17 protein-coding genes are annotated in these 13,381 nt (G+C 46.6%); all 17 read left to right on the forward strand.

What is annotated here, in order from left to right:
* Positions 1 to 56 precede the first annotated feature (56 nt).
* Positions 57 to 1,391 (forward strand): germination protein YpeB, encoded by a 1,335-nt coding sequence (gene ypeB, locus ACFSUC_RS14965; protein WP_379930430.1) that lies wholly within the window; start codon positions 57 to 59, stop codon positions 1,389 to 1,391.
* Positions 1,392 to 1,559: 168 nt separating this feature from the next.
* Positions 1,560 to 2,909: a hypothetical protein gene (locus tag ACFSUC_RS14970; RefSeq protein ID WP_379930431.1), complete on the forward strand. Its 1,350-nt coding sequence runs from the start codon at positions 1,560 to 1,562 to the stop codon at positions 2,907 to 2,909.
* An 86-nt stretch (positions 2,910 to 2,995) separates the two neighbouring features.
* Positions 2,996 to 3,391, forward strand: a complete 396-nt coding sequence (locus tag ACFSUC_RS14975) for a DUF3221 domain-containing protein (protein ID WP_379930432.1) — start codon at positions 2,996 to 2,998, stop codon at positions 3,389 to 3,391.
* 154 nt (positions 3,392 to 3,545) lie between these two features.
* Positions 3,546 to 4,199, forward strand: coding sequence for a flagellar brake protein (locus ACFSUC_RS14980; protein ID WP_379930433.1), 654 nt, complete (start codon positions 3,546 to 3,548; stop codon positions 4,197 to 4,199).
* Positions 4,200 to 4,263: 64 nt separating this feature from the next.
* A complete protein-coding gene (locus ACFSUC_RS14985) occupies positions 4,264 to 4,497 on the forward strand; it encodes a hypothetical protein (RefSeq protein WP_379930434.1) in 234 nt (77 codons plus the stop codon).
* A gap of 74 nt (positions 4,498 to 4,571) precedes the next feature.
* Complete coding sequence (cmk, locus tag ACFSUC_RS14990) at positions 4,572 to 5,249, forward strand: (d)CMP kinase (RefSeq protein ID WP_379930435.1); 678 nt, start codon at positions 4,572 to 4,574, stop codon at positions 5,247 to 5,249.
* A 216-nt stretch (positions 5,250 to 5,465) separates the two neighbouring features.
* The gene (rpsA, locus tag ACFSUC_RS14995; RefSeq protein ID WP_379930436.1) at positions 5,466 to 6,677 is read left to right on the forward strand and encodes a 30S ribosomal protein S1; all 1,212 of its coding nucleotides are present in this window, start codon (positions 5,466 to 5,468) and stop codon (positions 6,675 to 6,677) included.
* A gap of 124 nt (positions 6,678 to 6,801) precedes the next feature.
* Positions 6,802 to 7,419 (forward strand): YphA family membrane protein, encoded by a 618-nt coding sequence (locus ACFSUC_RS15000; protein WP_379930437.1) that lies wholly within the window; start codon positions 6,802 to 6,804, stop codon positions 7,417 to 7,419.
* Position 7,420: 1 nt separating this feature from the next.
* On the forward strand, positions 7,421 to 8,341 hold the full coding sequence (locus tag ACFSUC_RS15005; protein ID WP_379930438.1) for a YIEGIA family protein: 921 nt from the start codon (positions 7,421 to 7,423) through the stop codon (positions 8,339 to 8,341).
* Positions 8,338 to 8,517, forward strand: a complete 180-nt coding sequence (locus ACFSUC_RS15010; protein WP_379930439.1) for a capping complex subunit for YIEGIA — start codon at positions 8,338 to 8,340, stop codon at positions 8,515 to 8,517. The genes ACFSUC_RS15005 and ACFSUC_RS15010 overlap by 4 nt, the downstream gene beginning before the upstream one ends.
* Before the next feature lie 57 nt (positions 8,518 to 8,574).
* Positions 8,575 to 9,894, forward strand: coding sequence for a ribosome biogenesis GTPase Der (gene der / locus ACFSUC_RS15015; protein WP_379930440.1), 1,320 nt, complete (start codon positions 8,575 to 8,577; stop codon positions 9,892 to 9,894).
* Positions 9,895 to 9,903: 9 nt separating this feature from the next.
* Entirely contained in the window at positions 9,904 to 10,533 is a 630-nt protein-coding gene (gene plsY / locus ACFSUC_RS15020) for a glycerol-3-phosphate 1-O-acyltransferase PlsY (RefSeq protein WP_379930441.1), read from the forward strand.
* Between the two features lie 45 nt (positions 10,534 to 10,578).
* Positions 10,579 to 11,619, forward strand: a complete 1,041-nt coding sequence (locus tag ACFSUC_RS15025; RefSeq protein ID WP_379930442.1) for an NAD(P)H-dependent glycerol-3-phosphate dehydrogenase — start codon at positions 10,579 to 10,581, stop codon at positions 11,617 to 11,619.
* Between the two features lie 62 nt (positions 11,620 to 11,681).
* The gene (locus ACFSUC_RS15030) at positions 11,682 to 11,969 is read left to right on the forward strand and encodes a stage VI sporulation protein F (RefSeq protein ID WP_379930443.1); all 288 of its coding nucleotides are present in this window, start codon (positions 11,682 to 11,684) and stop codon (positions 11,967 to 11,969) included.
* Between the two features lie 209 nt (positions 11,970 to 12,178).
* Positions 12,179 to 12,361, forward strand: a complete 183-nt coding sequence (locus tag ACFSUC_RS15035; protein WP_379930444.1) for a DUF2768 family protein — start codon at positions 12,179 to 12,181, stop codon at positions 12,359 to 12,361.
* Positions 12,362 to 12,442: 81 nt separating this feature from the next.
* Positions 12,443 to 12,748 carry a 2Fe-2S iron-sulfur cluster-binding protein gene (locus tag ACFSUC_RS15040; protein ID WP_379930445.1) on the forward strand — a complete coding sequence of 102 codons (306 nt, stop codon included), beginning with the start codon at positions 12,443 to 12,445 and terminating at the stop codon, positions 12,746 to 12,748.
* A gap of 20 nt (positions 12,749 to 12,768) precedes the next feature.
* A complete protein-coding gene (locus ACFSUC_RS15045) occupies positions 12,769 to 13,380 on the forward strand; it encodes a hypothetical protein (protein ID WP_379930446.1) in 612 nt (203 codons plus the stop codon).
* Position 13,381 lies beyond the last annotated feature (1 nt).

Genomic DNA, 13,381 nt, shown 5'->3' on the forward strand with positions numbered 1-13,381 from the left:
TTTCACTGAAACACACTATCGCTAAGATCGTGAGCAGATGAAAGGAGTTTTTTTCGATGTATAAGAGACTCAGCAGCATCCTTTTTCCCATCGTGACCATCGTTTTGATTGGCGCCCTGTACTGGGGCTATCAGGAGAATCAGGAAAAGAACTCGATCCTGATCAAGGCGGAAAATACGTATCAGCGCTCATTTCACAATCTTTCCTATCACCTGGATCAGTTACATAATGAGCTGGGAAACACGCTTGCGGTTAATTCGACCTCCCAGAATTTCCATCGCAAATGTCTCGTCAATGTATGGCGGATCACCAGTGAGGCACAGAGTGAAATCAACCAGCTTCCCCTGACCCTAATGCCGTTTCACAAGACCGAAAAATTTCTGGCGAACATCGCAAGCTTTTCTTATCAGACCGCGATTCGTGATATGACCCAGGAACCGATGACACCGGAGGAAATGAAAACGCTGAAGGCGCTGTACAAGCATTCCGAACAGATTGCCTCAGAGATTCGCGGGGTACAGGACAAAGTCATTGATAACCACCTGCGCTGGATGGATGTCGAAGTCGCCATGGCTTCCGAAGATTCCGTTCGGGATAACGCCATTATAGACGGCTTCAAACTCGTCGATGAGCAGGTCAGTGAATATGAGGACGTGGACTTTGGCCCTTCCTCTACGGATCTGTACAATCAGCACACCGTCAAACAGTTGTCAGGCAAGCATGCTTCCAGGGAGGATGTGGTGAAAAAGGCCAGACAGTTCTTCCGATTGAATGATAATGATGTGCAAGTGGTGGAGAATGGCAAGGGCACCGAATACCAGTCCTATAGTCTGACAACCGAAAAGAACGGGTCTCTGATACAAATGGACTATACGACGAAGGGAGCCTATCTCATTTATTTTATGAATAATCGGGAGATTGGCGATGCGAGACTGAACATGGAACAAGCCAAGGCGAAGGCGACTGAATTTCTGGAGCAGCATGATTACAAGCAAATGGAGCCTGTCAACTTCGATCAGTATGAGAATGTTTCTACGATCACATTTGTCTCCAAAAAGAACAACGTACTGATGATGCCCGAGAAGCTGTCGGTCAGGGTCGCACTTGACAACGGAGAAGTGACAGGTCTGAATGCTTCTGAATTTGTGTATGAACGCAAGGATCGAACCTGGGAACCGCCTGATTTAACCCGGGAACAAGCAGAGAAGAAGCTGAATGAACAATTCAAGGTACTGGATGCGACGTTGGTGTTGATCGAGGATGAGCTGAAAACCGATCGACTGTGCTATCAGTTTTTCGGCAAGATCAATGGCAGCACTTACCGTATCTACATTGACAGTCATACCGGTGAAGAAGTCAGCATCGAGAATGTGAAAATGACGGAAGCATAACATGTGAACGGCAAGAGCGAAAAAAAAGGGAATTCAACCATGAGATTGTAGGTTGAATTCCCTTTTTTTTGTTGATATGATTCACGAATAAATAAATGTTTTATGTATATTTTGGGTTATTTGTATGCTAAATCAAAATAATTACTTGTTTTCAAAGGATGTGTTTATGTGAAGAAAAGTATTTCCATTTGTATGATTGGACTATTTACACTCATCACATTATTATCAGTAACTGAAGAGCCGACAAAAGCAGTTGACAAAGTGAAAGGAAATATTGTGAATGATGCAAAAGAAAAGAGGAAGGAATTTGGATTTCCAGAAGATGAAGAAAAGGTTGAGAAGCTTATATCCGAGGATGAATTTTCAGAAATGTTTGGATTTTACCTTACATCAGAAGAAGAAATGGCTCTAAAAGAAAGAATTATTGAACAGGATATAGTATTCAAAAAAATAAAATTCCTTATTGATTCTACTTATTACTTGAAAAATCAACATCTTGGAATGTATATAAATCAATACGAAGGTGGAGATATTTACATCGGGTTTAAATCAGGAAAAATGTCTATTCAGCAGATTGTGAATACAGTAAATGCTTCAATTCAAAGTTTTATTCCCATTCATGTTTATGAAGCTGAATATTCTGAATCAGAGATGAATCAGTATATGAATATTCTAAATCAAAGTATATATGACCTTCAGCAATCAATTCCCAGTATGGAATATCTCAACCTTGATTTTATTAATCAAAAAATAAAGGTTGGAGTTACAAATTCATCTGATGTGAAACAAGAGACAGTTCAGCAACTCAGTAAAATTACAAACGCTGATTCTAAAATATTTGAGATTGTCTATGATCCTTATTCATCAGAGCAAGATCATAATCGAAATGCAAAGTATAGACCCATGAAGGGTGGGATTGTGATAGACGACGATACGAACCAGACAACTTTAGGAGAATGTACACTCGGTTATTCAGCGATTGATCCTTCGACGAATGAAGGATATATCATTACTGCATCACATTGTTGGTTTGAGTCGCCAGGAACAGGAATCTTCCAAGGAGAGGGGTATGTAGGTCATATAAGCAGTAAAGAACATTATGGCAATAATGTGGATGCAAAAGGAATTCGAGTAACTTCAACTGATCTTTTAAGTAATGATGTATATTCCGAGAGTGTTGGCTTAACCGTACCTCAAGTACCTGGTAACGATGTATTAGGAGAAATGGTATGCATGTCTGGAAGAAATAGAGGAGCAAACAATTCTTGTGGAACCCTACAAGGGAAAAATAACAGCCGTTTCTGGACGAATAAAAATGGAGAAGAGGTTTGGTTCAACAGTATTCGTTTAGCCACATATGAATCAACTAATGGAGACAGTGGAGGGACTGTTTTTTATGATGAGACTTTAAAGGGTATTAACAAGGGAAGGGTTACTGAAGATGGCGTCACTTACGGAACATATAGCCATGTAGGCAATGTAACGAATAGATTGGGGCTAAATCCTGTCACATGGTAGCCCAAAATGATTGAAACATTTTACACGCTTCTTTCGTTTTGTAACTATTAGAAGAAACAATCATTTGAAGAAAGGAGTAGGTATGAATGATAGGGATTCATAAAGATAAACGACAAACCTTCAAAAAAGCAGGAGGATTCATTCTTTTTTTACTTGTCTATTTGATTTTAACAGGCTGTGGAATGGGTAACGAAGAAAACCATGTTAACAAGAAAGTCAGTGTTGAAGCTGTTGATCATAAAGAGGAACCCGAGATGACAGGTTATATTGTAGCGATTGATCATGATCGACTTCTCATTGAAACGGGAACGAATGACAGTTCTAGCTTAGAGGAAGGAGATGTATGGATTTTCCTTCCAGAAGATATGTCGGTAAAAGAATTCCAAAAGGGGGATGAGGTTGGTTTTTGGACGACAGGCCAACTTGAAACATCTGATCCTATGTCTGGGAAGGCCATAAAAATTATTAAGCTTGATTCATAATAATTTATCATTTTTCCCGTACTGAAGAAGCTGTCCATCTAGTCATCCGATGGATAGCTTCTTTCATATTTGTCCGTGTGTTGTAAAGGAGGTATGCTATAATGAAATTAGCATCACACCAATAGTAAAATCAAGCTGATAGAGGTGCATACACGTGCAATTCCGTATCAATCAAATGATTTATTTACAGGTAGCCTCGATCGATGTGGAGGAAGAGCAGAAAATTTATAAATCGAGAATTGCCGACATCGCCGAGGATTATATTGGGATTGAAATTCCGATAGATGATCATACGGGCAAATGGAAGCGCTTGTACCCCGGCGATAACTTGTCGGTGCATTTCATTACAGACGGCGGAGTGAAAAATTTTTTCCAGACAGCGGTGATCGGATATCTGGAAGAACAGATCCGGCAGGTGTTGATTGCCAAGCCGGACCCGGGCTCCATCACCCAGGTTCAGCGCCGGAATTTTCTGCGGGTCGGAGCGAGATTGGAAACCGCTGTCAAAGTAAGTGATGAAATCCGAATTACAGCCCTAACAGAAGACCTCAGCGGTGGGGGACTATCGTTTTTGTGCGCCAAAAAAATTCCGATCAAAGAGCATCAGACGCTGTCAGGCTGGTTGCTGATCCATTACCGCAACGGTGGCCTGGAACACGTCCCTTACAAGGGAGAAGTCGTTCGCGTGAAACCACTGGAGAACCACGAGCAGATCATCATGGTCCAGTTTACGGAGATCCAGGATAAAGACCGACAAAAAGTAATCCGATATTGCTTCGAGCGGCAGATCGAGAATCGGAAAGGGTAGTGCATAGTGCCCTGAATGCCTGCACATGCTACTCCTATCTATGTGCGGGAGTGTGCAATTGCGAATGAGAGAGCAAGGGAGAGCTGAACGCGATACAGAGAAGATTGAAACGGATACATATGAACGCCGGTTTGCCTTTTTTTCAGACTGGGTTGAGAAGTGGCTGCTGCGTCTGGCTTGCCTTCTTTTGATTCTGTTTCTCCTTGCCCAGGCCGGCCTCTACTGGGAGCCTGTTCGTACTTTTCTCACCAAGGTGGATCAGTTGGAGGGACAGCCGCTGACTTTTGCATCCCTATAATACGTGTGGTATAATTTTCTTCATTCGCAGGCAAAGCCTGCTTTTTATGTATTTTGTTGATAGGAGGAGCTTCTTTGTCGCACAACGGAATCAACATCGCGATCGATGGTCCGGCCGGAGCAGGGAAGAGCACAGTGGCGCGCCTTGTAGCCGAGAAACTGGGCATGGTATACATCGATACGGGCGCGATGTATCGCGCGATTACGTGGAAGGTGTTGCAGGAAGGCCGGCAAGCGGAAGATGATGGGCAAGTAGCCCGGATTGCCAGAGAGCTTCGCATTCGGCTCGAACCTTCCGAGCAGGGGCAGAAAGTATTCGCGGACGATCAAGACATTACTTCGCTCATTCGTGAACCTGCCATCAATCAGCAGGTTTCCACCATCGCCCAGCATGCTGCCGTAAGGGAACAGCTTACCCTTCTTCAGCAGCAAATGGCGTCCGGAAAGGGCGTAATCATGGATGGAAGAGATATCGGCACCAAGGTGCTGCCCGACGCAGAAATCAAAATCTTCTTGACAGCCTCGGTAGAAGAAAGGGCTCGTCGCCGTTTCGAAGAGCTTCGAACTAAATATCCGGATCTCACACTCGAAAAATTGAAAGAAGAAATTGCCCAGCGCGATCATACGGATGAAACGCGTAAGGAATCACCACTGACCCAGGCACAGGATGCGATAGAGGTCGATACGACAGGTATGTCGCTTTCTGATGTAACGGCTCGAATTCTGGAGATTGCCGAGCGCTTCAAGTCCTAGTGCTGCAGGCTGAATTTATAGATGCTGGTGCACATACATGGCATTCTAAATTTGGGTATGTTAAGATAAGTAAGGATGAACACAAAAAACGTTATAAATTTATGCCCTGCATAAATTTAGATAGTATCATGGTTATGGTGGACACAGTTACGTGATGTGCTGCGAATACTGTAACGATGATCGATATGCTGTAGGAGAGATTGAGGAGGGTAATCAATGACTGAAGAAATCAATGTGAATGAAAATCAGCAGACTGAGGCTGAACAATCCCAAATGGAAGATGTGACTACCATCAAAAATGGGGATGTCGTCACAGGGAAAATCGTAAAAGTAGAAGATAACCAGGTCCTGGTTGACTTTGGTTACAAATATGACGGAATTATTCCAATCCGTGAATTATCTGCTGTTCATTTGGAGAAAGCATCCGACGTTGCTGAGGAAGGCCAAGATATTCAAGTAAAGGTCATCAGCATCGATGATGAAAATGAAAAATGTATTCTTTCCAAACGTGCTGTTGAAAGCGAAAAAGCTTGGGATACCCTTGCTGAGCGTCTGGAATCTGGTGAAGTATTCGAAGCAACCGTCGCTGACGTTGTCAAAGGCGGACTTGTCGTAGATGTGGGTGCTCGCGGTTTCATCCCGGCTTCCATGGTTGAGCGTCACTTCGTTGAAGATTTCAGCGATTACAAGGGACGCACAGTTCGCTTGAAAGTGAAAGAACTTGACAAGGAAGCAAACAAAGTCATTCTTTCCCAAAAAGACGTGCTGGATGAAGAATTCGAAGCGAAGAAAAAAGAAATCATCGCCGGTCTTGAAGCAGGTCAGGAGCTTGAAGGAACGGTTCAGCGTCTGACTCAATTCGGTGCGTTTGTCGATGTAGGCGGCGTGGATGGATTGGTTCATATTTCCGAGATGTCCTGGACACATGTAGACAAACCGTCTGATGTCGTGAAGGAAGGCGATCAAGTTCAGGTGAAAATTCTGAAAGTTGATCCTGAGAATGAGCGCATCAGCCTGAGCATGAAGGCTGCACAGCCAGGTCCATGGGAGCAGGCTGACGGTAAATTCAACCCTGGTGACACGGTTCAGGGAACTGTGAAGCGGATCGTGGATTTCGGTGCGTTTGTTGAAATTGCGGCTGGCGTGGAAGGTCTGGTTCATATCTCCCAGATTGCACACCGTCATGTGACAACCCCGCATGAAGCTTTGAAAGTGGGTCAGGAAGTGAACGTCAAAATTCTGGATATCAATCTGGAAGAGAAGCGTATTTCCCTTTCCATCAAAGCTACAGAAGAAGCACCGGCTAGAGAAGAACAAGCAACAAGCAACGCTTCTGACAAAGAAGTTCAGGAAAAAGTTTCTTCTTCCCAAGGACTTTCCCTGACACTCGGCGAGCGTTTCGGAGATAAATTAAGCAAGTTCAAGTAAGATCATTCGTCTTAATTTCGTCATCACCAAAAGCTGTTTGTACGCAGAAACGTACAGGCAGCTTTTTTTTGTTTAAAAACAGGGTCTCATTCAAATGATAAGCCTTATACAAGAGGTGATCATCATGTTGGCTGGCTATATGTCTCATCTATTGGTTTTGATCATGGGCATTCTGTTAGCGACGGGCTGGAAAGAGGAGCTTTTCGGCCGTACACTCAGACGAAGCTGGCTCATGCTGGGACTGGCTCTATGGGTTGCTTTGGTGCATGTCCATGTGCCGCTGGGCAAATATGCCTGTTCTTTGGCCTGGTTCTTGCTCGTTGCAGGCTTGATGATATATAGAAGCAAACAGCGCATTTTTGAACGGCGTGGTCACGGCTTGCTTATCTCTCTCATCATTGCAGCGGTACTGCTCTTATATGATCAGCTTGTGTATCTGGAGCCGAGGTTCTTTCTCCTGCATCCCCGTTATGATGCTTCGCTGCTGCTGGGAATGTGCATTCTTCTCTTCACGCGATCCCCCATGCAGCAACTGACGATTGTGACCCTCAGCCTGACGGTATTTCAATTCGCTCAAACCGCTTTTCATCCAATTGAATCACCTCCTGTACCGATTGGAGACACCGTGTTCTTTGATCAATGGCTGCTCGTATTTATCCTTTGCAGAACCGTGAGCATTCTGATGGAGCGAGGGCATGGAATCTTGAAAGGGCTGTTGCAGCCCCAGAAGGAGAGGGAATAGCATGTTTGACTATATGTTCAGTGATCGGTATACACTTGGCGTTGTGCTGGGGACTTTGTTTGGCATTATTGCCCGATTCTATATGCTGCAAACGGATTATCGTCAATATCCAACCTATCCTCATGGCCGAATCATTCATGTTTCTCTCGGCATCATTGCAGCAGGGCTCGGAGCGGTAGCTGTGCCGGCTCTGTTCGAGGAGGACTACACCGCCATTACATTTCTGGCACTGGCGGCCCAGCAGTTCCGGGACGTGCGCAATATGGAGCGGGAAACGCTCACCAATCTGGATGAGATGGAGCTTGTACCTCGCGGAGCGGTATATATCGAAGGTATCGCGATGGTCTTCGAAGGGCGCAATTATCTCGTCATTCTGTCTGCTTTTCTGGCTTCCCTGTTTACGATTTTGCTCAGTCCCTATGCGGGGATCGTCGGGGGGGTGCTGTCGCTGTTTGTGGCGAGGTATTTCAAATCCGGCAAATCCGTCTCCGAAATTGCAGACATTGAGATCGCACCAGTGAAAGCCGATGATTTCAACATCTATGTCGGGGATATCTATATCATGAACGTCGGACTGAAAGAAAGTCAGGATATCATCGCCCAGCAAGGGATCGGACTGATCTTCACACCGAAAAACCGCAATAGCAGAGTGTCGCTTGCCAATCTCGGGCAGCGGCAAGCCATTTTGCATGACATGTCCACCATTTTTGGTGCTTATCGGGATTCTAGCGAGCCTTCCCTTCTTCCCCTGGCAAAGCTGGACATGAAGGACGGCAGGCTTGGGGTGTTGCTGCTCGTCTGTGAAGTGAACCCGGAAAAAGCGGTTGAGGCTGCCCGGAGCGTTCCCTTGCTCGAAAGCGCCGTACGCATGCCCTCAGAAGCTTCAGCCAATCAAACATCCAGGGAGGCGACCAAGTCATGACCGTAATCCTGGCGGTGGTAATGTTGCAGTCAGATCATATTAAAGCAGAGGCCGAGTATACCTTTTATGCAAAGGACGAGGCGGAGCTTCACCAGCTTTCCTTTCGCTTGGAGAAAATTCTCGATGCAACCGCGCATGATCTCGGAAATGGCACCATGCTCCTTGTCCAGCATTAGCCAATCTTCAAATTTTCTGCTATGATGTAATAATGAATTCTTGTAGGAGTGAAGGGAATGGCAAAACCAGTTGTAGCAATCGTAGGTCGTCCCAATGTGGGGAAATCCACCATTTTCAATCGCATCATTGGAGACAGGCTTGCCATTGTAGAAGATAAACCAGGTATTACACGAGATCGAATTTACGGACAATCCGAATGGAATGATCAAGGCTTTCATATGATTGATACCGGGGGCATAGAAATCAGTGATGATGAGATCCTGAAGTCTATTCGCGCGCAGGCTGAGCTTGCCATCGAAGAGGCAGATGTCATCATCTTCATGGTGGATGCAAAAGCGGGGCTGACTCCGGCGGACTCTGAGGTCGCGAACATCCTGTTTCGATCAAACAAGCCGATTGTATTGGCGGTCAACAAGGTAGACAATCTGAAGCGTATTGAAGATACGTATGAATTTTACAGTCTCGGCTTTGGTGAGCCGATTGGCATTTCAGGCGCTCACGGCCTTGGATTTGGCGATCTGTTAGATGCTGTCGTGGAGAAGCTGCCTCCAGAGGTTGAGGATGAATATGAGGACGATGTGATTCGGGTTGCCCTGATCGGACGTCCGAATGTCGGCAAATCCTCCCTCGTGAATGCCATGCTGGGCGAAGATCGCGTGATCGTCAGTGATGTAGCGGGTACGACACGGGATGCGATTGACACCCCGTTTGAGCGAGATGGACAGAAATACGTGATTATTGATACCGCAGGGATGCGCAAGCGTGGAAAAGTGTATGAAAATGTAGAGAAATACAGCGTACTCAGAGCGATGAAAGCGATTGAGCGCGCAGATGTGGTGCTCGTCGTCATCAACGCGGAGGAAGGCATCATCGAGCAGGATAAGCACATTGCCGGATACGCCCATGAGGCAGGAAAAGCCTCCCTGTTTGTCGTGAACAAGTGGGATGCTGTAGAGAAAGATGAGAAAACTTTGCAGCAATTTACGCAAAAAATCCGCGATCATTTTCTGTTTATGAGTTATGCGCCGATCTTGTTTGTTTCTGCCAAATCCGGACAGCGATTACATAAGCTGCTTCCGCTCGTCAATGAAGTGTCCGAATCGCATGCCATGCGGATTCCGACTCATGTACTGAATGATGTCATTTCGGATGCGGTTGTGCTCAATCCGCCGCCGAGAGACAAAGGCCGCAGGCTGAAGATCAACTATGCGACACAGGTATCGGTCAAGCCTCCGACGTTCGTACTGTTTGTAAATGCACCGGAGCTGATGCATTTCTCGTATGAAAGATACCTGGACAATAAAATTCGCAATGCGTTTACCTTCAACGGTACACCAATCCGCATTTGGATGAGAAGAAAAAGCGAACAAGAATAGGGGAGAGGTTTGTTGCTTTACATCTTGCCATTGATTGCCGGTTACCTGTTAGGGTCAATCAGCTTCAGTTATCTAATTGGAAAATGGGTAAAAGGGATTGATATCCGTCATCATGGAAGCGGAAATGCAGGTGCCACCAATACACTTCGCGTGCTTGGTGTGGGCCCGGCCATTTCCGTTTTGGCGATGGACGTTGTCAAGGGCATTCTTGCGGTATGGATCAGCATCTGGGCGTTCCCGGAGGAGCAATGGCTGCACGCTTTAACCGGTCTGTCCGTCATTCTCGGACATAATTGGCCTGTATTCTTTGGATTCAAGGGTGGAAAGGGAATTGCGACGACCATCGGCGTAACGGCCAGTCTTTTCTTTTTCTCTGCGCTGTATGCCGGTATCATCGCCATCCTGTCGATTGTATGGACCCGCTATGTATCGCTCGGTTCGCTGATCTTTACCGGATTGCTGCCATTGTTTGTTTTCTGGCAGCATGGCATTCACGCCTTTTTCTGGCTCACCTTGGTCATTGCTTGCTTTGCGTTTACCCGTCATCGCAGCAACCTGGTCAAACTGGTCAAAGGACAGGAAAACAAGCTCGGAAGCAAGGGAACCAAGGGAAGCAAGAAAAAGACGCTTGAACCGTAATGACTGGCTTGCGCGCGCAACGAGGAATACTTGGGAGGGATGTACATGACAAAGAAAGCAGCCGTCCTGGTGGCGGGGAGCTGGGGAACCGCCCTTGCCTCGGTATTGGCAGACAATCAATATGCCGTCCAGATGTGGACACGCAACGAGCAGCAGGCGAACGAAATAAATTGCAATCATACGAATCCCCGTTTCTTGCCTGATGTCGTTCTTTCTTCGGCTATCTCTGCCACCACAGATATGGAGGAAGCCATGCAAGACGCTGAGCTTGTGCTAGTTGCAGCTCCCTCTCATGCCATGCGTGAAGTGGTGAAACAGTGCAAGCCTTATTATCGCAAAGGGATGCTGATCGTGCATGCGACCAAAGGCTTCGAACCGGGAACGTTGAAGCGAATGAGTGAGGTCATTATTGAGGAATTGCCAGACTGTCGCAGTGAGCTGTCTGTCCTGTCTGGACCGAGTCATGCAGAAGAAGTCATTCAGAAAAGTCCGACCACGATCGTCATCGCTTCATACAACAAAGCATCCGCAGAGCGAACACAGGATGCATTCATTACCCCTTATTTTCGCGTCTACACGAATCCCGACATGACGGGTGTAGAGGTAGGGGGAGCGCTCAAAAATATCATCGCGGTCTGTACAGGTCTGGCCAACGGATTGGGTCTCGGAGATAATGCCAAGGCGGCGCTCATGACCAGAGGTCTGGCAGAAATGGGCAGACTCGGTATGGCGATGGGAGCTCATCCGCTTACCTTTGCCGGACTGGCCGGTGTCGGCGACTTGATCGTGACGTGTACGAGTCAGCATAGCCGAAATTGGCGAGCGGGTTACATGCTGGGTCAGGGCAAGGCTCTGCAGGACGTACTCAGCAGCATGGGCATGGTCGTCGAGGGTGTGAAGACCACTCAGGCCGCTTATCAGCTGTCCCGCCTGTACAAGGTAGAAATGCCGATCACAGACCAGCTGTATGAAGTGCTGTGGAATGGCAAAAATCCCAAAACCGCAGTAGAAGATCTGATGGGAAGAATGAAGACACATGAAATGGAAGAAGTCGCCCACAATCCGAATGTAACCTGGATGGAATAGCCCGAACCATCTGCCTGCCTCCTTCATAGAATGGTATGAAATCAGGCTGAAGGAGGATGAAGATGGTCGATCGGAATCTGTCCAAGGACGTTTTGAATACAGTCAACAAAAAGACCGGCAAAAAAGTGACTTCACAGGATATTCACAAAATTGCCAGCAATGTGAAACCATCCACATTTCAGAGCGAAAAGCAGCTGCGTCAGCTCATCAAACAAGTCTCAAGTCTCGTTAACATTCCAGTCTCCGAGTCCACGATCAAGGAAATTGTGAACGCGGTGCAGAAAAGCGGGGCCAACACGAGCAATATGGAGTCCTTGATGAAGATGATGATGGGCAAGAAAAAGGGCTAAGCGCTGTGAATCATCCAATTGCATGAATGGCAATAAAGCCGGGGCGAACCCGGTTTTTTTGTTTTTCATCGGTAACGGGCTCGGATTGTGATATAATATTCGTTGTTGCCGCTTAACATGAGGCGACAAGGAAGAACCGAAATGAACGGGGATGAATGTGTGATTCATGCCCGGATTGAAACTGATTATACAAGAATGGGGCATTACATATGAGTGCAATGGACAAAATGTGGTTGTCATTAGTCGCAATACTGTTGATGGTGGGTGCATCGGTATGCATTACCATCGCCCGATATAAAGTAAAAGGAATCATCATGCGCTGGGTCTTTCGAATCGTTGCATTTATCCTGTTGTTCTATGCCGTTATTCTCGGATTTATTTCCATCGTGTAAAGGGACGACAAAACCTGACAAATACAAACCTGATCACCTGAACAGGGGACCTGAACGAACAAAATGGAAGAGGTGAGCGAGATGACATCTAACCTGATTCATCTGCAAGCCAAAACAAAGGCTGCAGATATCGAATTGGATACGGAAAAAACATTGCTGGACCTGGCTTTGGCCAACAATCTGGATTGGGGCTTTGCCTGCACCAGAGGAACGTGTGCCCGGTGCCGCTGTCTGATAGAGGAAGGCAGCGAACATTTGAATGAGCCAACAGATGCTGAACTGGATCGACTGGGAAGCGAGGAAATTCAGGAAGGATATCGGCTGGCTTGCCAGGCTGAACCGGTTCGAGAAGGAACCATCAAGGCCGTCAACAAAACTTATTTCTAGCTGAAAGGGTGACAGGAGACATGACAGGAAGCATGCATGCTTCAGCCCTTTCACATGCGTTGAAAAAGGCATTATTGAACGTCATGCAACAAATGGGGGATCAGCAGCGCCATTGTCTGATTGGTGGCAGCTGCGGCCTGCTGCTGCAAGGAGTGAGTCTGGAGACGCCTCCGCGCGATCTGGATATTTATGTCGATGCGATTCATCGCATCCCGATTTATGAAAAATTGGCTCCGCTGGCGACTGACCAGCCGGAGTGGAATGTGACAGAGATGTATCAGTCCTATTTAAGCCATTATGAGCTGGAAGAGATTACGATTGAGCTGGTTGCGGGTTTCAAGGTGAGCAAAGGCGACTCCTGCTATCAAGTGGATATTGATAGCTGTTTGATGCAGGTGCGGGAAGAGGTTTATGTCGATCAAACCCTGATTCCGCTTATGCCGCTGGCTCATGAATTTGTATTTAACATCCTGAGAGACCGTGCCGATCGATATACCAGCATAGCCGAGACGATGAAAGCTCGGCCAGACAAGCATGCGTCTGTTCTAAATACCATACTGAGCCGCAATCAATGGAGTGAGCTGCATATGCGAACCATGCGCAGCTGCCTGCAGCCCGACTTCCAGCTATAGG

Origin of the sequence: Marinicrinis sediminis (genome assembly GCF_042685085.1) — a bacterium.
Classification (GTDB): domain Bacteria; phylum Bacillota; class Bacilli; order Paenibacillales; family KCTC-33676; genus Marinicrinis; species Marinicrinis sediminis.

Bases quoted from the DNA above. Each gene is read 5' to 3' on its own strand.
- ypeB (WP_379930430.1), top strand. From the start codon at position 57: ATGTATAAGAGACTCAGCAGCATCCTTTTTCCCATCGTGACCATCGTT.
- ACFSUC_RS14975 (WP_379930432.1), top strand. From the start codon at position 2,996: ATGATAGGGATTCATAAAGATAAACGACAAACCTTCAAAAAAGCAGGA.
- ACFSUC_RS14985 (WP_379930434.1), top strand. From the start codon at position 4,264: ATGAGAGAGCAAGGGAGAGCTGAACGCGATACAGAGAAGATTGAAACG.
- rpsA (WP_379930436.1), top strand. From the start codon at position 5,466: ATGACTGAAGAAATCAATGTGAATGAAAATCAGCAGACTGAGGCTGAA.
- ACFSUC_RS15000 (WP_379930437.1), top strand. From the start codon at position 6,802: ATGTTGGCTGGCTATATGTCTCATCTATTGGTTTTGATCATGGGCATT.
- ACFSUC_RS15005 (WP_379930438.1), top strand. From the start codon at position 7,421: ATGTTTGACTATATGTTCAGTGATCGGTATACACTTGGCGTTGTGCTG.
- ACFSUC_RS15010 (WP_379930439.1), top strand. From the start codon at position 8,338: ATGACCGTAATCCTGGCGGTGGTAATGTTGCAGTCAGATCATATTAAA.
- der (WP_379930440.1), top strand. From the start codon at position 8,575: ATGGCAAAACCAGTTGTAGCAATCGTAGGTCGTCCCAATGTGGGGAAA.
- ACFSUC_RS15025 (WP_379930442.1), top strand. From the start codon at position 10,579: ATGACAAAGAAAGCAGCCGTCCTGGTGGCGGGGAGCTGGGGAACCGCC.
- ACFSUC_RS15030 (WP_379930443.1), top strand. From the start codon at position 11,682: ATGGTCGATCGGAATCTGTCCAAGGACGTTTTGAATACAGTCAACAAA.
- ACFSUC_RS15035 (WP_379930444.1), top strand. From the start codon at position 12,179: ATGAGTGCAATGGACAAAATGTGGTTGTCATTAGTCGCAATACTGTTG.
- ACFSUC_RS15040 (WP_379930445.1), top strand. From the start codon at position 12,443: ATGACATCTAACCTGATTCATCTGCAAGCCAAAACAAAGGCTGCAGAT.
- ACFSUC_RS15045 (WP_379930446.1), top strand. From the start codon at position 12,769: ATGACAGGAAGCATGCATGCTTCAGCCCTTTCACATGCGTTGAAAAAG.